Origin of the sequence: Tsukamurella strandjordii, assembly GCF_039525985.1 — a bacterium.
Taxonomy (GTDB): Bacteria; Actinomycetota; Actinomycetes; order Mycobacteriales; family Mycobacteriaceae; genus Tsukamurella; species Tsukamurella strandjordii.
This window is the reverse complement of the sequence record NZ_BAAAII010000004.1, coordinates 568,273-586,507: the sequence shown is the minus strand read 5'-3', so window position 1 is coordinate 586,507 and position 18,235 is coordinate 568,273. Positions and strand designations below refer to the sequence as shown.

15 protein-coding genes and 1 riboswitch are annotated in these 18,235 nt (G+C 69.5%); of the genes, 5 read left to right on the top strand and 10 right to left on the bottom strand.

Annotation, left to right across the window (positions count from 1 at the left end; genetic code table 11):
* Positions 1-13 precede the first annotated feature (13 nt).
* Complete coding sequence (locus ABD108_RS08885; protein WP_220658039.1) at positions 14-1,225, top strand: MFS transporter; 1,212 nt, start codon at positions 14-16, stop codon at positions 1,223-1,225.
* Positions 1,226-1,298: 73 nt separating this feature from the next.
* On the opposite strand, the gene sucD is transcribed toward ABD108_RS08885, so the two are convergent.
* Both sucD and sucC read right to left on the bottom strand, forming a co-directional pair.
* On the bottom strand, positions 1,299-2,201 hold the full coding sequence (gene sucD / locus ABD108_RS08880; RefSeq protein WP_220658038.1) for a succinate--CoA ligase subunit alpha: 903 nt from the start codon (positions 2,199-2,201) through the stop codon (positions 1,299-1,301).
* A 16-nt stretch (positions 2,202-2,217) separates the two neighbouring features.
* A complete protein-coding gene (gene sucC, locus ABD108_RS08875; RefSeq protein ID WP_343930067.1) occupies positions 2,218-3,381 on the bottom strand; it encodes an ADP-forming succinate--CoA ligase subunit beta in 1,164 nt (387 codons plus the stop codon).
* Positions 3,382-3,688: 307 nt separating this feature from the next.
* Here sucC and ABD108_RS08870 point away from each other — a divergent pair, with 307 nt between their 5' ends.
* Together ABD108_RS08870 and ABD108_RS08865 are read left to right on the top strand one after the other, a co-directional pair.
* Positions 3,689-4,468 carry an LppX_LprAFG lipoprotein gene (locus tag ABD108_RS08870; protein ID WP_343930066.1) on the top strand — a complete coding sequence of 260 codons (780 nt, stop codon included), beginning with the start codon at positions 3,689-3,691 and terminating at the stop codon, positions 4,466-4,468.
* A gap of 31 nt (positions 4,469-4,499) precedes the next feature.
* Positions 4,500-4,880 (top strand): DUF4189 domain-containing protein, encoded by a 381-nt coding sequence (locus tag ABD108_RS08865; RefSeq protein WP_305111013.1) that lies wholly within the window; start codon positions 4,500-4,502, stop codon positions 4,878-4,880.
* Positions 4,881-4,933: 53 nt separating this feature from the next.
* Here the strand turns inward: ABD108_RS08865 and ABD108_RS08860 are convergent, their stop codons facing one another.
* The 8 genes from ABD108_RS08860 to ABD108_RS08825 form a co-directional block, all read right to left on the bottom strand.
* Entirely contained in the window at positions 4,934-6,820 is a 1,887-nt protein-coding gene (locus ABD108_RS08860) for an acetoacetate--CoA ligase (protein WP_343930065.1), read from the bottom strand.
* Positions 6,821-6,824: 4 nt separating this feature from the next.
* Positions 6,825-8,450 carry an AMP-binding protein gene (locus ABD108_RS08855; RefSeq protein ID WP_343930064.1) on the bottom strand — a complete coding sequence of 542 codons (1,626 nt, stop codon included), beginning with the start codon at positions 8,448-8,450 and terminating at the stop codon, positions 6,825-6,827.
* Between the two features lie 28 nt (positions 8,451-8,478).
* On the bottom strand, positions 8,479-9,321 hold the full coding sequence (locus ABD108_RS08850; RefSeq protein WP_343930063.1) for an HpcH/HpaI aldolase/citrate lyase family protein: 843 nt from the start codon (positions 9,319-9,321) through the stop codon (positions 8,479-8,481).
* A 3-nt stretch (positions 9,322-9,324) separates the two neighbouring features.
* Entirely contained in the window at positions 9,325-9,834 is a 510-nt protein-coding gene (locus ABD108_RS08845) for a MaoC family dehydratase (protein ID WP_305111018.1), read from the bottom strand.
* Positions 9,831-10,979 (bottom strand): acyl-CoA dehydrogenase family protein, encoded by a 1,149-nt coding sequence (locus ABD108_RS08840; protein WP_305111019.1) that lies wholly within the window; start codon positions 10,977-10,979, stop codon positions 9,831-9,833. Before ABD108_RS08840 ends, ABD108_RS08845 begins: the two co-directional genes overlap by 4 nt.
* A gap of 2 nt (positions 10,980-10,981) precedes the next feature.
* Entirely contained in the window at positions 10,982-12,949 is a 1,968-nt protein-coding gene (locus ABD108_RS08835) for an acetyl/propionyl/methylcrotonyl-CoA carboxylase subunit alpha (RefSeq protein ID WP_343930062.1), read from the bottom strand.
* Between the two features lie 8 nt (positions 12,950-12,957).
* Positions 12,958-14,490, bottom strand: coding sequence for a carboxyl transferase domain-containing protein (locus tag ABD108_RS08830; RefSeq protein WP_220658028.1), 1,533 nt, complete (start codon positions 14,488-14,490; stop codon positions 12,958-12,960).
* A gap of 99 nt (positions 14,491-14,589) precedes the next feature.
* A complete protein-coding gene (locus ABD108_RS08825; protein WP_220658027.1) occupies positions 14,590-15,210 on the bottom strand; it encodes a TetR/AcrR family transcriptional regulator in 621 nt (206 codons plus the stop codon).
* Between the two features lie 57 nt (positions 15,211-15,267).
* Positions 15,268-15,443, top strand: a riboswitch (M-box (ykoK) riboswitch).
* Positions 15,444-15,717: 274 nt separating this feature from the next.
* On the opposite strand from ABD108_RS08825, the gene ABD108_RS08820 reads away from it, so the two are divergent.
* Positions 15,718-16,440, top strand: coding sequence for an MgtC/SapB family protein (locus tag ABD108_RS08820; protein ID WP_220658026.1), 723 nt, complete (start codon positions 15,718-15,720; stop codon positions 16,438-16,440).
* Entirely contained in the window at positions 16,437-18,203 is a 1,767-nt protein-coding gene (locus tag ABD108_RS08815; RefSeq protein WP_255585674.1) for an ABC transporter permease, read from the top strand. Before ABD108_RS08820 ends, ABD108_RS08815 begins: the two co-directional genes overlap by 4 nt.
* Positions 18,204-18,235 lie beyond the last annotated feature (32 nt).

Sequence of the window (18,235 nt, the reverse complement as noted above, 5' to 3'; positions counted from 1 at the left end):
GATAGTCGATGAGGTGACCACGACCTCCACCGCAGCGCCCACCGCCTCCCGCTCCGGACTGCTGCGCCTCATGGCCCTCGCGACGGGACTGTCCGTCGCCGGGAACTACCTCGCCCATCCGATCCTCGGCCTGCTGCAGGAACGCCTCGGCATGTCCGAGACCGCGGCGGGCCTGCTCGTGACCGCCGCCCAGGCCGGATACGCGGTGGGACTGGTGCTGCTGGTGCCGATGGCGGATGCGGTGCGGCGGCGCCCGCTGGCGCTCACGCTCCTGCTCATCACCGCCGCGGCGTTGGTGGCGGCGGGCGCGGCACCGTCGGGCACGGTGCTGTTGATCGCGGCGACGGTGGCGGCGGTGACCTCCGTGGGCGCGCAGGTGATCGTGCCGTACGCGGCCGAGCTCGCGGGTCCGGAGCATCAGGCCCGCGCGGTGGGCATCGTGATGAGCGGACTGGTGCTGGGCACCGTGGTGAGCCGCTTCCTCTCGGGCGTGCTCTCGGACCTGTCCGGGTGGCGCACGCCGTACCTGGTGCTGGCGGGGGCGATCGTCCTGGTGACCGCGGCCCTGGCGCGGGCGCTCCCCCGGCACGATCCGGGTCGGCCGGGCCTCACCCCGTCGGGCTACCGCGCGCTGCTGGCGTCGATGGCCGGACTGATCCGCGAGCTGCCCGTGCTGCGACTGCGGTCGGTGCTGATCGGCTTGGCGCTGGCATCGTTCATGGTGCAGGGCGCGGCGGTCACGTTCCTCCTGGCGGGCCAACGGTTCGGCTGGACGCCGGCGGCGATCGGCGCGGTCGGTCTGCTGGGCGCCGTGGGCGCGCTCTCGGGCCCGACGATCGGGCGGTTCGTGGACCGCGGCCACGGCGCGCGGATCACCGCGGGCGGTCTGGCGGTGCAGTCAGCGGCGTGGTTGGTCATGATTCCCGCGGCGGGCGCCATCGGCCTGCCGGCGCTGATCGTGGGCCTGGTCCTCATGGGGATCGGGCAGCAGGCCGCGCTGAATTCCTCGCAGGCGGTGGTCTTCTCGCTGCGGCCGCAGGCGCGCGGTCGGATCAACGCCGTGTTCATGGGCACGTTCTTCCTGGGTGGCACGCTGGGCTCCGCGGCGACGGCGGCGCTGTGGCCGATCGCCGGGTGGACGGGCGCCTGCCTGCTCGGCGCGGGGCTGGCCGCGGCGGCGCTCGTGCTGTACCTGGTGTTCCGGAGCGTCGAGCACACCGCCTAGAAAACGCCGCCTGGAAACGGGACGGCCCCGCCGTCCGCGAGGACGACGGGGCCGTGGACCGAATTGCCGTGCGTTACAGCGACTGCAGGATCTCGCGGGCGAGAGCGGCGGTCTCGGAGGGGGTCTTGCCCACCTTGACGCCGGCGGCCTCGAGGGCCTCCTTCTTGGCCTGCGCGGTGCCCGAGGAGCCGGAGACGATGGCGCCGGCGTGGCCCATGGTCTTGCCCTCGGGGGCGGTGAAGCCGGCCACGTAGCCCACGACGGGCTTGGTGACGTTCGCCTTGATGTACTCGGCGGCACGCTCCTCGGCGTCGCCGCCGATCTCGCCGATCATCACGATCACCTTGGTCTCGGGGTCCTTCTCGAAGGCCTCGATCGCGTCGATGTGGGTGGTGCCGATCACCGGGTCGCCGCCGATGCCGATGGCGGTCGAGAAGCCGAAATCGCGCAGCTCGTACATCATCTGGTAGGTCAGGGTGCCCGACTTGGACACCAGGCCGACGGGGCCGGTACCGGTGATGTTGGCCGGGGTGATGCCCACCAGCGCCTCGCCCGGGGTGATGATGCCGGGGCAGTTCGGGCCGATGATCCGGGTCTTGCGGCCCTTGTCCACGTTGTAGGCCCACGCGTACGCGGAGTCCTGCACCGGGATGCCCTCTGTGATCACCACGAGCAGCGGGATCTCGGCGTCGATGGCCTCGACGATGGCGTCCTTGGAGAAGGCCGGGGGCACGAACGCGATGGAGACGTCCGCGCCGGTCTTCTCGATGGCCTCGGCGACCGATCCGAAGACGGGCAGCTCGATGGCGTTGCCATCCTTGTCGGTGTGCGAGACGGTGGTGCCGGCCTTGCGCGCGTTGACGCCGCCGACCACGTTGGTGCCGGCCTTGAGCATGAGGGCGGTGTGCTTGGTGCCCTCGCCGCCGGTGATGCCCTGGACGATGACCTTGTTGTCCTTGGTCAGGAAGATAGCCATGTTGTCGTTGTCTCCCTTACTTGTTCGCCAGCTCGGCGGCCTTGTCGGCGCCTTCGTCCATGGTCTGCGCCAGCGTCACCAGCGGGTGGTTCGCGGCGGCCAGGATCGCCCGGCCCTCCTCGACCTTGTTCCCGTCGAGGCGCACGACGAGCGGCTTGGAGGCCGATTCGCCGAGGGTCTTCAGGGCGCCGACGATGCCGTTGGCCACCGCGTCGCACGCGGTGATGCCGCCGAAGACGTTCACGAAGACGCTCTTGACCTGCTCGTCACCGAGGATCACGTCGAGGCCCGCGGCCATGACCTCGGCCGAGGCGCCGCCGCCGATGTCGAGGAAGTTGGCGGGCTTGACGCCGCCGTGGTTCTCGCCCGCGTAGGCGACCACGTCGAGGGTCGACATGACCAGGCCCGCGCCGTTGCCGATGATGCCGACCTGTCCGTCGAGCTTGACGTAGTTGAGGTCGTGCTTCTTCGCCTTGACCTCGAGCGGGTCGGTGGCGCCGGTGTCCTCGAAGACGAGGTGATCGGGGTGCCGGAAGTCGGCGTTCTCGTCGAGCGTCACCTTGCCGTCGAGGGCGAGGATCTGGTCGTCGGGGGTGCGCACCAGCGGGTTGACCTCCACCAGGGTGGCGTCCTCGCCGACGTAGACCTCCCAGAGCTTCTGGATGGTCACGGCCGCGGCGTCGAGCACCTCGGCGGGCAGCTTGCCCTTCTCGGCGATCTCGCGCGCCAGCGCCAGGTCGACGCCCTTGGTCGCGTCGATGGCGACCTTGGCGAGCGCGTCGGGGTTCTCCTCGGCGGTGACCTCGATCTCGACGCCGCCCTCGACGGAGCACATCGCGAGGTGGGTGCGGTTCGCGCGATCGAGCAGGAAGGAGATGTAGTACTCCTCCGCGATATCGCTGGCCTCGGCCACCAGGAGCTTCTTCACCACATGGCCCTTGATGTCCAGACCCAGGATGTTCTCCGCATGGGTCTCCGCGTCGTCGGCGGCGGGGGCGTACTTCACGCCGCCGGCCTTGCCGCGGCCGCCCACCTTCACCTGCGCCTTGATCATCACGGGCTTGCCGATTTCCTCAGCAATTGCGCGTGCATCAGCGGCGGTGTCCGTCACTCGGCCCGGCGTGGTTGGCACACCGTGCTTAGCGAACAGTTCCTTCGCCTGGTATTCGAAGAGATCCATCAGCTCACCATCTGTCTGGTTACTCGGTCCACCCGCATTCGCACGGGTCCGCGTTCGACTCTATGCCCCGCCCGATCAGCGCTGACGGGGACCCGTTGCAAATGGCGTATCTCACTGACCGAGGTGGACGATCCGGACCTTCGATGGGGCATGACCTGCGGTTATCTCGGTCCCGATGCTACCGGTGAGTAGGTTCCGCCGGCAGCGGCGACAACCTGCGGGAACGGTGCCGGTTCAGGCGGACGCAAGCCCCGGTTAAGAGCCCTGGCCGACAGTTCTCCCATCGAACTACGAGGAGATCGCACCCATGAAGTCGTCCCGCCCCACAGTGATCGCCGCGGCCGCCGCGCTCGCGCTCACCGTCACCCTGACCGGATGCTCCGATAAGGGCGGCGGAACGGGCTCAGAGACCAGTGCCGCGGCGTCCGCCGTCGACGCCGCCGGATTGGTCACGAGCGCCACCGACGCCTCGAAGAACGTCGCGAGTGCGCACTTCGAGCTCGCCACCACCGGCACGATCCCGGACCTTCCGGTGACGAAGGTGAGCGGCGATCTGCAGAACAAGCCGTCCGTCGCGGCGAAGGGCACGGCGAGGGTGAACGTGGGCGGCACGGTGGAGGCGAAGTTCGTCTTCATCGACGGCCGCATGTACGCCGATCTGACGGGCGGCGCGTACACCGACTACGGCCAGGGCGATTCGATCTACGACGTGACCGCGCTCTTCGATCCCGCCAAGGGCATCCCGAACATTCTGGCCAAGCTCAAGAATCCGAGGTCGGCGGGCAGCGAGACGATCGACGGGCAGAAGACCGAGAAGATCACCGGCTCCGTTCCCGCATCCGATATCGCGGCGATCAGCGGATCGCGCGTGACCACGGGCGGCGCGAACACCGAGGTGGGCACCACCGTGTGGATCCAGCCGAGCGGCGATCACCAGGTGGTGCGCATCTCCGTGATCCCGGTGCAGGACGCGACGCTCGCGCTGACCTTCTCGAAGTGGGGCGAGAAGGTGACCGTCACCAAGCCCGACGTGGCCCCTGCCGCCCCCGCCGAGGGCGGCGAACAGAAGTCCCTCGACGGCAACTGATCTCAGAACACTCCCCCGGAAGGAATCCATCATGACGTTCTCTCGTACCCGGCGTCTCGCCGCCGGCGGCCTGGCCGTGATCGGCATCGCCGGTGGTCTGTCCACCGTGGCGCCCGCCGCCTCCAACGCCGCGCCCGGCGTCTTCTACGGCGCGATCGCCGTGGGCAGCAACGGCGCTTGGGGCCGCGCCCTCGATTACGGCAACCGTGCCACTGCGGAACGCGTCGCCCTCAGTTACTGCAACGGCAATTGCCGCATCCTGGCCTCGTTCGCCAACGGCTGTGGCGCCGTGGCGAAGACCCGCGCCAGCTACTGGGGCAACGTGGGCGACACCCTGGGCGTCGCCCAGAACCGCGCCCTGCGCAACGGTGGCTACATCTACACCTGGGCCTGCACCTCGAACCACGCCTGATCCTCGGATCAACAAGGGCGGCGACGGAACTCGGCGCCGCCCTTGTCCGCGCATCACCAGGTGTGCGCGCGGCCCTGGTCCTCGTACCACCCGAGCAGGTCGGGATCGTCGACGGACTTGGGGTCCACGTTCACCTCACGGCCTGCGAGCATGCCGGTCACGGGGATCTCCAGCTTCTTGCCGGTCTTGGTGTGCGGGATGCCGGGGGCGAGGATGATCTCGTCGGGCACGTGTCGCGGCGAGAGCCGCGTGCGCACGTCGGTGCGGATCCGCGCCACCAGTTCGTCGGTGAGCTCCGCACCCGGTACCAGGGTGAGGAACATCGGCATCCAGTACTTCGCGTCCGGCCCGTCCACACCCACGACCATCGCCTCGGCGACCTCGGGCACGGCCTCGACCACCTCGTAGATGTCGGCCGAGCCCATCCGGATGCCGTTGCGGTTCAGCGTCGCATCGCTGCGGCCGTGGATGGTCACGGACCCGCGGTCGGTCAGCTCCACCCAGTCGCCGTGCCGCCACACGTTGGGCGCGATTCCGCCGGACCCGGGCACATCAGCTCTGTCGGTCCACTCGTGCTCGAAGTAGGCGGCCCGGTACTTCGCATCGCCGGGGTCGTTCCAGAAGTGCGTCGGCATCGACGGCATCGGCTGGGTGATCACCATCTCCCCCACCTCGTCCACGAGCGGCGTGCGGTCGGGCGCCCAGGCCTCCAACGCGCAGCCGAGGTAGCGCACCGTCAGCTCCCCCGGAACGTGCGGCACCGAGGCGGTGCCGCCGCAGAAGGCGCTGCACACATCCGTGCCACCGGACACCGAGCTCACCGGGAGGCCTTGGGCGACATGCTCGTCCACCCAGGTGAACAGGTCGGGCGCGAGCGGCGAACCGGTACTCCCCACGGTGCGGAGCACCAGCGAGTGCTGCGTGCCGGGGTCGAGATCCGCCTTGCGCGAGGCCTGGAGCTGGCCCGGGCTGGTGCCGAAGAAGGTGACCTTTTCGTCCTCGCAGATCTGCCACAGCCGGTCCGCGGTGGGCGCCAGCGGGTGACCGGAGAAGCACACCACGGTGGCACCCATGAGCAGGCCGGCCACCTGGTAGTTCCACATCATCCAGCTCAGCGCTGTGTGCCAGAAGAAGACGTCGCCGGCGGCGATCTCGTTGTGCAGGCCCAGAACCTTGACGTGCTCGATGAGGATGCCGCCGTGGCCCTGCACGATGCCCTTCGGTTTGCCGGTGGTCCCCGAACTGAACAGCACCCACAGCGGGTGGTCGAAGGGCACGCGCACCGGTTCCAGCGGCGGCGTCTGCGCCGTCGGCTCCGGCAGTGCGGTGATCACGTGGGAGGTGGGAACGCCGAGCAGCGCAGCCAGTTCCGCGGTGTCGGCGCGCTTGTCCACGTCCTTATCGCCGAACCGGTAGCCGTCGCGCGCGAACAGCACCGTCGGCTGCAGCTGGGCCATCCGGCCGGCCGCGCCCTCGGGCGCGTAGTCCTGCCCGCAGCCCGACCAGATCGCGCCGATCGACGCGGTGGCGAGGAAGGCGATCACCGCGAAGGGCTCGTCGGGCAGGTAGGCGGCCACGGTGTCGCCCGTGCCCACCCCGAGCGAACGCAGCAGCTCGGCGGTGGCGGAGACCCGCGCCGGCAGCTCCGCCCACGGGATCGCCACGCGCGTACCGTCGTCCGACAGCCCGACGATCGCGTCACCCGGCAGCGACGACCACCTGAGCACCTGGTCGACGTAGTTCAGTTCCACTTCGGGAAACCACTGCGCGCCGGGCATCTCGCGGGACACCAGCACCGGGCCGGTGCGCTCGCCCAGCTCGAAGAAGTCCCACACGCCGCCCCAGAACTGTTCGGGCTGCTCCACGGAATAGCGGAACACCGCGTCGTAATCGCCGGTGGGGACGCCGACGGAGGCTGCGAAGCGATCGATCGAATGCACCCCGTCAGCCTTCCAGACCGAGCAGCGTCACGGACTCTTCCCGCATCTGCACCTTGCGAATCTTTCCCGATACCGTCATAGGGAAGGCCGATACCACGTGCACGTACCGCGGGATCTTGTGCCGAGCGATCTTCCCGTCGGCGAAGGCCTTGAGATCATCGACGGTGAAGGAGTCCACCCCCTCGCGCAGCTGGATCCAGGCCATCAGCTCCTCGCCGTACTTCTCATCGGGAACGCCGATCACCTGCGCGTCGAGGATGTCGGGGTGGGTGTAGAGGAACTCCTCGATCTCGCGGGGGTAGATGTTCTCGCCGCCACGGATCACCATGTCCTTGATCCGGCCGGTGATGCGCACGTAGCCGCGCTCGTCCATCGTCGCGAGATCACCGGTGTGCATCCACCCGTCGGTGTCGATCGCCTCGGCGGTCTTCTCCGGGTTGTTCCAGTAGCCCGTCATCACGGAATAGCCACGCGTGCACAGCTCGCCGACCTCACCGCGCGGCACCGGGGTGCCGTCGATCGGATCGATCACCTGGATCTCCAGGTGCGGTCCGACTCGCCCGACGGTGCCCACCCGCAGCTCCAGCGCATCGTCGACCCGGGTCTGGGTGGACACCGGGGAGGTCTCGGTCATGCCGTAGCAGATCGACACCTCGCTCATGCCCATCCGATCGACCACCTTGCGCATCACCTCTTCGGGGCACGGTGAACCGGCCATGATGCCGGTGCGCAGGCTGGACAGGTCGTAGGAATCGAATTCGGCGAGAGCGAGTTCGGCGATGAACATGGTGGGCACACCGTAGAGGCTGGTGCACTTCTCGGCGGCCACCGCGGCCAGCGCCTCCTGAGGCACGAAGGCCGGACCCGGGATCACCATGGCCGCACCGTGTGTGATGGCCGCGAGGTTGCCCATCACCATGCCGAAGCAGTGGTAGAAGGGCACGGGGATGCAGATCGAGTCCTGCTCGGTGTAGTTCAACAGCTCGCCCACGAGGTAGCCGTTGTTGAGGATGTTGGCGTGGCTCAGCGTGGCGCCCTTGGGGAATCCCGTGGTGCCCGAGGTGTATTGGATGTTGATGGGATCGTCTGCGCTGAGCTGATCACCGAGGTCGGTGAGGTCGGACAGTTCGTCGTCCGACGGTGTCGTGAGGTACTCCGCCCAGCCGTCACCGTCGAAGGTCACCACGTCGCGGAGTTCGGGCGCCTCGGGGCGGGCGGCCTCCAGCATGGCGGCGTACTCGGAGGTCTTGAAGGAGCTGAGCGTGAACACCGCCACGATCCCGGCCTGGTTCAGCGCGTACTCCAGCTCGCGTTGCCGGTAGGCCGGGTTGAGGTTGACCAGGATCACCCCGGCGAGCGCGGTGCCGAACTGGACGATCACCCATTCGGGGGTGTTCGGCGCCCAGACGCCCACCCGGTCGCCGCGCCGGATGCCCTTGCGCACCAGCGCCGCCGCGACGGCGCGCGCATCGTCGAGCAGCTCGCCGTAGGTCCAGCGGCGGCCCGAGGGCACGTCCACGAGGGCGGTGCGATCACCGAACCGGTCGGCGGTCAGCTCCAGCTGAGCGCCGATGGTGAGGGTGAGCAGGGCGGGTTCGGCGGCGCCTCGATCGTAAGACGGGGTGGTCATCTCGGTCTCCTCCAAGAAGCGGTTGTGATCAGTCGAGTCGGGCGACGATGGCGCGGGCCTGGGCGAGCAGCGGGGCGTCGATCATCTGCCCGCGCACCTGGTACACGCCGTTGTTCCCGGCCTCGGCGTCGAGTACCTCGCGCGCCCACGCGATCTCGTCGTCGGTGGGGCGGTAGGCGGCGCGGATCACGGGCACCTGGGACGGGTGGATGCACACGGTGGCGGCGTAGCCCAGCGCCACGGCGTCGAGCGCTTCCGCCGTGAGTCCGTCGGTGTCGGCGATGTCGATGTACACCGAGTCCAGGGCGAACCTGCCGTGCGCGGCGGCGGCCAGCCGCACGGACGAGCGGACGTGCCGCGGCACATCGCGGTAGGTACCGTCGGGGAACCGGCTGGACCGTCCGCCCATCGCGGCGACGAGATCCTCGGCGCCCCACATGATGCCGATGCAGCGGGGGTGGGCCGCGATCTCGTTCAGGGTGACGGCGCCGAGCGGGGTCTCGATGAGGGCGATCACCTGCAGGCCGTCCACCTGGGCCACCTTGTCGAGCTGGTGCGCCGATTCGGTCTTGGCCAGCATGATCACCCGGTACTGGGTGCGCCGCACGGTCTCGATGTCCTGCGCGAAATCGTGAGTGCCGAAGGCGTTCACCCGCACGATCGTCCGGGTGGGATCGAGCGGGGTCGCGAGCAGCGCATCGCGGGCGGCCGGCCGCGCATCGGCGGTCACCGCATCCTCCAGGTCGAGGATCACCGCGTCGGCGCGCTCGGCGGCCTTGGCGTACCGCTCGGGCCGGTCGGCCGGGCAGAACAGGATCGCCGGACCGGGCGGCTGCCAGGCGGGGGCGTTGAGGTCCTCGTGGTGGAACATGACCTACCCCTCCGACGGCGCTTTGCGCACCAGCGTCGATCGTTCGGCGACGGCGACGACCACGCCGTCCTGATTGCGTGCGGTGTGCCGCAGGGAGACGATGCCCTCCCCCGGCCGGGACTTGGACTCCCGCTTGCCGGTGCACAGCGTCTCTGCGTAGAGGGTGTCGCCGGCGAAGACGGGGGCGGGGAAGGCGATCTCGGAGAAGCCGAGGTTCGCCACCAGGGTTCCCTGGGTGAGCTGCGCGACGGACAGACCCACCAGGGTGGACAGCGTGTACATCGAGTTGACCAGCCGCTGCCCGCCGAAACCGGGCTGCTGCTCGGCCCAGTGCGCATCGAGGTGCAGGGCCTGGGTGTTCATCGTCAGCTTGGTGAACAGCACGTTGTCGGCCTCGGTGACGGTGACGCCGGGGCGGTGCTCGTAGAGCACGCCCTCCTCGTACTCGTCGAACCACAGGCCGCGCTGCACCACCCGCTTGTGCGGGGCGCCGATCTCGTCGGGCGCGCTCACGCCGTCAGCCCCAGGGAGCGGGCGATCAGCATGAGCTGCACCTCGGTGGTGCCCTCGCCGATCTCGAGGATCTTCGAGTCGCGGTAGTGCCGGGCCACCGGGTACTCGTTCATGAAGCCGTAGCCGCCGTGGATCTGGGTGGCCATGCGGGCGTTGTCCATCGCGGCCTCGGAGGAGATCATCTTGGCGATGGCGGCCTCCTTCTTGAAGGGCTTGCCGGCCAGCATGAGCCGGGCCGCCTCGTAGTAGGCGACGCGGGAGGTGTGCGCCCGCGCCTCCATCCGCGCGATGGCGAAGGCGATGGACTGGAACTCGCCGATCGGCTTGCCGAAGGCGTTGCGCTCCTTGGCGTACTTCACCGATTCGTCCACGCAGCCCTGCGCGGCACCGGTCGCCACCGCGGCGATGGCGATGCGGCCCTCGTCGAGGATGGACAGGAAGTTCGCGTAGCCGCGCCCCTCCTCGCCGAGCAGGTTCTCCCGCGGCACCCGCACGTCCGCGAAGCTGAGCGGGTGGGTGTCCGAGGCGTTCCAGCCCACCTTGTTGTAGGCGGGCTCCACCGTGAAACCGGGGGTGCCGCTGGGCACGATGATGGTGGAGATCTGCTTGCGGCCGTCCGGTTTGGTGCCGGTCACCGCGGTCACCGTCACCAGGCTGGTGATATCGGTGCCGGAGTTGGTGATGAACTGCTTGGAGCCGTTGATCACCCAGGTGTCGCCGTCGAGCTTGGCGGTGGTCTGGGTTCCGGACGCGTCCGAGCCGCAGCCGGGCTCGGTGAGGCCGAAGCCGGCCAGGTTCTCGCCCGCGGCGAGGCTCGGCAGGTACTTCTGCTTCTGCTCCTCGGTGCCGAACTTGTAGATCGGCATGGCGCCGAGTCCCACTCCGGCCTCGACGGTCATCGCGACCGACTGGTCGACGCGGCCCAGTTCCTCCAGTGCGAGGGCGAGCGCGAAGTAGTCGCCGCCCATCCCGCCGTACTCCTCGGGGAAGGGCAGGCCGAACAGGCCCATCTGGCCCATCTGCTTGACGACCTCGTACGGGAAGGAGTGCTCCGCATCGTGCTTGGCCGAGACGGGCGCCACCACCTGGTTCGCGAAATCGCGCACCGTGTCCCGAAGATCGGCGTATTCGCTGGTCAGTTCCATCGTCAGTTCTCTCCCGCTTGTTCCGCTGCGCCTTGCTCTGCCGTGACCACCGCGAGTACCTGTGCGGCGTTCACCTTGTCTCCCACGCGAACCGCCACCGTCACCGTGCCGTCGATCGGTGCGGTCAGCGGTTGCTCCATCTTCATGGCCTCGATGATCACCAGGGTCTCGCCCTTGGTGACGGCCTGCCCGTCGGTCACCGGCACGGCGACCACGGCGCCCGGCATCGGGCTGGCCACCTCGCCGTCGTGCGCGCCGTCCCGGTCCTTGGAGGCGCTGCGTGCGATCGCCAGCTCGAAAGAACCGTCCACACCGCTCACCCAGTAGGTGCCGCCGGTCACCGCGACGGTGACCGGGGAGGTCCGCCCGTCCACGGTGAGCCGGTCACCGTGGAGCCGGGCCGTTCCCGCCCAGTCGATGCCCGGCCCGTGCACCGTGACCGCATCGTGGGCGACGGACACCGCGACGTCACCGTCGAAGCGGATCACCACCGGCGCGGCGCCGCCGATGCGCCAGCCCGTCTCCGTGCCCCACGGTCCCTCGCCCAGGGAATCGGCCACGGCACGCAGTCCTGCCGCGGCGTAGGCCCGGGCGGTGGGTTCGGGCCGGGTGTAGCTGGGCGCCAACCGATCCAGCAGCTCGGTGTCGAGATTGCCGGAGATCACATCGGCGTCGTCGAGCACGAACCGGCAGAAGTCGACGTTGGTCCGCAGGCCGGTGAGCTGCGTGGCCGAGAGCGCCTCGTCGAGCCGGCGCAGGGCCTGCTCGCGGTCCGCGGCGTGCACGATCACCTTGGCCAGCATCGGGTCGTAATCGCTGCCCACCACGGTCCCGGCCTCGATGCCGGTGTCCACCCGGATGGGACCGCGGCGAGAGTGCCGCGGGTAGCGCAGCCCGGTCACGGTGCCACCGGTGGGGAGGAAGCCCGCGGCCGGGTCCTCGGCGTAGACGCGAGCCTCGACGGCGTGGCCGGTGAGTGTGATGTCGCCCTGCTCGACGCCCAGCACCTCACCGTTGGCGACGCGGATCTGCTGCTCCACCAGGTCGACTCCGGTCACCAGCTCGGTGACGGGGTGCTCCACCTGGAGCCGGGTGTTCATCTCCATGAAGAAGAACTCGTCCGGACGGTGCGCCGAGACGATGAATTCCACGGTGCCCACGCCTGTGTACCCCACCGAGCGGGCGGCGTCGCAGGCGGCGCGCCCGATGCGCTGGCGCGTGGCCTCGTCGAGTAATGCCGACGGGGCCTCCTCGATCACCTTCTGATGGCGGCGCTGCAGCGAGCACTCGCGCTCGCCGAGATGCACCACGTTGCCGTGCTTATCGGCCAGCACCTGCACCTCGATGTGGCGCGGTGTGTCCACGAAGTGCTCCATGAACAGGGTGTCGTCGCCGAAGGCGGCGGCGGCCTCGCGGCGGGCCGCGGCGACCGCGGCGGGCAGGTCCGCCGGGTCCTCCACCCGATGCATGCCCTTGCCGCCACCGCCGGCGCTGGGCTTGATCAGCACCGGGAAGCCGATGTCCTCGGCGGCGGCGATCAGGTCGGCGTCGGTGAGGCCGGGGCGGCTGATGCCCGGGACCACGGGGACGTCCCGCTCGACCACGGCGGCGCGGGCGGTGATCTTGTCGCCCATCGTCTCGATGGCGGCCACCGGCGGGCCGAGGAACTCGATCCCGGCCTCGTCGAGCGCGCGGGCGAAAGCGGCATTCTCGGAGAGGAATCCGTATCCGGGGTGGACGGCATCGGCGCCGGTGGCGCGGGCGGCGTCGACCACGGCGTCGATGCGCAGGTAGCTCTCCGTGGCGGCGGCGGGACCGAGCCGCACGGCCTCGTCGGCCAGCTTCACGTGGCGCGCATCGGCATCGGCGTCCGAGTACACGGCCACGCTGGCGATGCCGAGGTCCCGCAACGTCTCGATCACGCGACAGGCGATCTCGCCGCGGTTGGCGATCAGTACCTTCTCAATCATCTGCTCTCTCACATCCGGAAGACGCCGTAGGAGACCTCGGCGAGCGGCGTGCGCGACGCCGCATCGAGCGCGAGGCCCAGCACGGTGCGGGTGTCGGCGGGGTCGATCACGCCGTCGTCCCACAGCCGGGCCGTGGAGTAGTAGGCCTGGGACTGGCGGTCGAACTGGTCGCGCACCGATTCCTTGAACTCCTCGATCCCGTCCTGATCGCGGCGCACCGAGGCCAGAGTGTCGGCGGCCTGCGGCCCGCCCATCACCGAGATTCGTGCATTGGGCCACATCCACAGGAAGCGGGGCGAATACGCGCGGCCGCACATGGAGTAGTTGCCGGCGCCGAAGGAGCCGCCCACGATCACGGTGAACTTCGGCACCCGCGCGCAGGCGACGGCCGTGACCATCTTGGCGCCGTGCTTGGCGATGCCGCCCTCCTCGTACTGGCGTCCCACCATGAAGCCGGTGATGTTCTGCAGGAAGACCAGTGGGATGCGGCGCTTATCGCACAACTCGATGAAGTGCGCACCCTTCTGGGCGGCCTCGGCGAACAGCACTCCGTTGTTGCCGATGATGCCCACCGGGTGGCCGTGGATCCGGGCGAAGGCGGTCACCAGGGTGGTGCCGAAGTTCTCCTTGAACTCGTCGAATTCGCCACCGTCGACCACGATCTCGATCAGCTTGCGCACGTCGTAACCGATCTTCGGATCGGTGGGCACCACGTCGTAGAGGTCGCTCTGCGGGCGGGCGGCGGGCAGCGCCGGGCGCACGTCCCACTGCCGCTCCCCCTCGGGACCGAGCCGCGCGACGATCTGCCGCACCTTCTCCAGCGCCTCGTCGTCGGAGTCGACGAGGTGGTCGGTGACGCCCGACTTGGTGGAGTGCATGAGACCGCCGCCGAGATCCTCGGCGGTCACGTCCTCGCCGGTGGCGGCCTTCACCAGGGGCGGCCCCGCGAGGAAGATGGTGCCCTGATCGCGGACGATGATGGTCTCGTCGCTCATCGCGGGCACGTAGGCACCGCCGGCGGTGGAACTGCCGAGCACGGCGGCGATCTGCGGGATGCCCGCGGCGCTCATGTTCGCCTGGTTGTAGAAGATGCGGCCGAAGTGCTCGCGGTCGGGGAAGACATCGTCCTGGTTGAGCAGCATGGCGCCGCCGGAGTCCACCAGGTACACGCACGGCAGCCGGTTCTGCATCGCGATCTCCTGCGCGCGCAGGTGCTTCTTGACCGTGATCGGGTAGTAGGTGCCGCCGGAGACGGTGGCGTCATTGGCCACGATCATCACCTGCCGGCCGGACACGGTGCCGATCCCCGCCACGGCACCCGCGGAGGGCGCCTTCCCGTCGTACATGTCCTCGGCGGCGAGCGCGCCGACCTCGAGGAACGGGCTGCCCACATCGAGCAGGCGGCGGATGCGCTCGCGGACCATCAGCTTGCCGCGGCCCTCGTGGCGCTCGCGCGCCCGCTCCCCGCCGCCCTGCGCCACGCGGTCGAGCCGCGCACGCAGGTCGGCGAGGTTCGCCTCGTGCTCCTCACGGAAGGTCACTCCGCACTCCTTTGAGTTAATCGTCACTAACTGACAATCAGGATAGGGGTGATCCGGGTCACCTGTAAAGAGTTTGCGCTTTTCGGCCGCGCGGCGGGGTCAGTCGGCGATGCCGAGCGCGGCCAGCGCCTGCTCGCGCAGCACCGCCCGCAGCCGCGCGGCCGGCAGAGTCGGCAGGCTCGGCGCGGCGTTGAGCAGGCCGAACACCGCGTGCACCCGCGCCCGGTTCTCCACCGGATCGCCGCCCAGGCGGTTCAACTCGTCGGCCCACAGCTCCACGTACTGCCGCTGCAACCGGCGCACCCGGCGCGCCGAATCCGGCGCCAGCGACCACAGGTCGCGGTACTGCACCCGGATCAGGTCCGGCTCGGAGGCGGCGAACTCCACGTGGAAGTCGACCAGATCCACCAGCGCCCGGCGCGGATCGTCACCGCGATCGGCCGCCACGCGCCGCCCGCCCTCGTAGAGGTACTCGGAGATCTCCACCAGCAGCGCCGCCAGCACGTCCTGCTTCCCGGCGAAGTGCCGGTACATCGCGGGGCCGGAAACCCCTGCGGCCGCGCCGATGTCCTCCAGGCGCACGCCCGCGAAGCCGCGCTCCGCCATGAGTTTCGCCGCCGCCGCGAGCAACTCGCGCCGCCGCGCGGCCTTCGCCCGCTCCCGCGCCGTCGTCGGCTGCGCCGCGGGCGCCGCCGACACTCCGGTCGTACCAACCTCCATGGCGGCAGAGTACTCGGCTTGCCCCGCGACAGAGTGCATGTCATCCTTGACCGGCAAGGCGCCATTCGTTCGCTGAGGCTCCTTCGCGGAAACAGGCCAGCGACCCCGAACGTCGAGAGACGCCCCGGGTCAGGACAGGTACATCCGGCTTAAGGGTGTGCCCCGATTGGCTCCCGTACTGCACGTGCGGGTTTACGCCGCGAAGTGCTGAAGGTCTGACGTGGAGGGGCGTGATCTGTTCACCTCCCCTTCACCGGCGCGTGGAACGCGATTCATGGAGGTGATGTCATGTCGGACGACAGTCATAGTCCTCGGCTCGGCGGCATCCGCATCACCCAGGGAACCCGCTGAGCCGCAACACAAATCGGACAGATTTGTCGCGAAATGGTAGCAATCCACCGAGCCTCGCGGCGATCACTGCATTGTCCGGCTGAAATCGCAGGCACGCCACCGTCGCTCCGCTGAGCGGCGGGCAGACGCGTGCCCTCGGCAGGGAGGCCTACGCCCATGCACGTCACCACCAACGTCGACTCGCTCGACATCCTCATCCGGATCCTCGCCAGTCTCGGCTGCGGCACGCTCATCGGCATCGAACGCCAGTACCGCGCCCGCATGGCGGGACTGCGCACCAATGCGCTGGTCTCGGTGGGGTCCGCACTCTTCGTCGTGCTCTCGGCGTACGGCTTCGCCGGCGGCGATCCCACCCGCGTCGCGGCCCAGATCGTCTCCGGCATCGGCTTCCTGGGCGGTGGTGTGATCCTCCGCGACGGCCTCACCGTGCGCGGCCTCAACACCGCCGCCACGCTGTGGTGCTCCGCCGCCGTCGGCGCGCTGTGCGGTGCGGGACTGTTCCTCCCGGCCATCATGGGCACCGTCGTCGTGATCGTCGTCAACACCGCCCTGCGGACGGTGGGGCACGCGGTCGACCGCGCCCCCGACACCGGCAAGGAGGCGCCCAGCCGCTACGAGTTCGTCGCCGTCACCCGCGACGAGAACGAGTCGCACGTGCGTGTCCTGCTGGTGCAGGCGCTCACCCGCACCGCCTTCCACCTGCAGTCCATCAGCAGCAGCAACACCACCGACGGCCAGGTGGAGGTGCGCGCCACCCTCACCGCCGACGGCCGCGACGATCGCGCGATGGAATCGGCGATCAGCCAGCTGAGCATGGAACCGTCGGTCACCTCGGTCCGCTGGGACGTGCTGCCCGAGCCCCAGGAGGCGGACCTGTGAGCACCACTCCCCTCGCGGGCTCGCTGCTGTCGGCCCGCGGCCGGGCCGAGGGCGGGCGCCGCGGTGCCGGCATCGCGGCCGACATCCTCGTGGTGGCCGGCGCCGCCGCCCTGATCTGGCTGGTGATCCGCGTCGGCCAGGGCATGGACACCCCGATCGATCTGCAGCACGCCGACGCCCGCGTCGACACCGATCCGTCGAACCTGCCGTACTACGCCGCGCGCTCGCTGCTGCGGATGTTCGTCGCGCTCGGCGCCTCGATCGTCTTCACCTTCGCCTACGCCACCCTCGCCGCCCGCTCGCGCCGGGCCCGGGCGGTGCTCATGCCCCTGCTCGACGTGCTGCAGTCGGTCCCGATCCTCGGCTTCCTGTCGATCACGGTCACGCTGTTCATCGCCCTGTTCCCGGGTTCCACCCTGGGCCTGGAGCTGGCCGCCATCTTCGCCATCTTCACCTCGCAGGCCTGGAACATGACCTTCGCCTTCTACCAGAGCCTGATCAGCCAGCCCCGCGATCTCGGCGAGGCGGCCGAGGACATCGGCCTGTCGCGCTGGCAGCGGTTCTGGCGGCTCGACGTGCCCAGCGGCATGATCCCGCTGGTCTGGAACGCCATGATGAGCTTCGGCGGCGGCTGGTTCTTCCTCACCGCCTCGGAGGCGGTCTCGGTGGCCGGCAACGAGTACGCGCTGCCCGGGATCGGCGCGTACGTCGCGAGCGCCTCGGCCGACGGTGACCTGGGCCGGGTGGGCTGGGCCATCGGCGCGATGATCGTGGTGATCGTGGCGGTGAACTTCTTCTTCTGGAGCCCGCTCACCGCCTGGGCGGAGCGGTTCCGGCTCGAGGACTCGGCCACCGGCCGCGAACCGAAGTCGGTGGTGCTCACCGTCTTGCGGCGCTCGCACGCCGCCGATGCCTTCGGTCGCATCGTCAACCCCGTCATCGTCGCCTCCGACCGGTTCTTCGGGATGTTCGGCCGCTCGGCGCCCGCGCACGACGTTCCGCCCGCGCGGCGCCGCATCGGCGACATCGTCTTCGGCGTCGCCGTGCTCGCGGTGGTGGGCTACGGCCTGTGGCGGGCCGCGGAGACGATCCTGCGCGACTCCGGGCTCGACGAGGTGGCCAATGTCTTCCTGCTGGGCCTGGCCACCATGGGCCGCGTCGCGCTGGTGATGATCTTCGCGACCCTGTTCTGGGTGCCGATCGGCGTGATCATCGGCCTCAACCCCAAGCTCAGCCGGGCCCTGCAGCCGTTGATCCAGGTGTGCGCCAGCTTCCCCGCGAACTTCCTGTTCCCGATCATCACCGCCGTCCTGGTGGCGTGGAACATCTCGCTCAACCTGGGCGGCGTGGTCCTCATGGCGCTCGGCACCCAGTGGTACATCCTGTTCAACGTGATCGCGGCGGCCAGCGCCATCCCGGGTGATCTGCTCGAGGCCTCCGACGATATGAACCTGCCCACCTGGATGCGGTGGCGCTACGTACTGCTGCCGGGCATCTTCGCCGGGTACGTGACGGGCGGGATCACCGCCGCCGGCGGCGCCTGGAACGCCTCGATCGTGGCCGAGGTGGTGTCCTACGACGGGGTGACCTATCACGCCTTCGGCCTGGGCGATTACATCGCCGACGCGACCGCCTCGACCGGTCCCGACCACGTCTCCCGGCTGCTGCTGGGAATCATCGTGATGTGCCTGTTCGTGGTGGGCACCAACTCCGCCCTGTGGCGCCGCCTGTACCGGGTGGCCGAACGCCGCTACTCGCTGTAGCGGCCCACCCCTTATTACTAGTAGCCCTTGTC

Excerpts from the sequence above, each read along its gene's own strand:
- sucD (WP_220658038.1), bottom strand. The coding sequence starts at position 2,201 with ATGGCTATCTTCCTGACCAAGGACAACAAGGTCATCGTCCAGGGCATC.
- ABD108_RS08855 (WP_343930064.1), bottom strand. The coding sequence starts at position 8,450 with ATGACCACCCCGTCTTACGATCGAGGCGCCGCCGAACCCGCCCTGCTC.
- ABD108_RS08850 (WP_343930063.1), bottom strand. The coding sequence starts at position 9,321 with ATGTTCCACCACGAGGACCTCAACGCCCCCGCCTGGCAGCCGCCCGGT.
- ABD108_RS08820 (WP_220658026.1), top strand. The coding sequence starts at position 15,718 with ATGCACGTCACCACCAACGTCGACTCGCTCGACATCCTCATCCGGATC.
- ABD108_RS08865 (WP_305111013.1), top strand. The coding sequence starts at position 4,500 with ATGACGTTCTCTCGTACCCGGCGTCTCGCCGCCGGCGGCCTGGCCGTG.
- ABD108_RS08840 (WP_305111019.1), bottom strand. The coding sequence starts at position 10,979 with ATGGAACTGACCAGCGAATACGCCGATCTTCGGGACACGGTGCGCGAT.
- ABD108_RS08825 (WP_220658027.1), bottom strand. The coding sequence starts at position 15,210 with ATGGAGGTTGGTACGACCGGAGTGTCGGCGGCGCCCGCGGCGCAGCCG.
- ABD108_RS08870 (WP_343930066.1), top strand. The coding sequence starts at position 3,689 with ATGAAGTCGTCCCGCCCCACAGTGATCGCCGCGGCCGCCGCGCTCGCG.
- sucC (WP_343930067.1), bottom strand. The coding sequence starts at position 3,381 with ATGGATCTCTTCGAATACCAGGCGAAGGAACTGTTCGCTAAGCACGGT.
- ABD108_RS08835 (WP_343930062.1), bottom strand. The coding sequence starts at position 12,949 with ATGATTGAGAAGGTACTGATCGCCAACCGCGGCGAGATCGCCTGTCGC.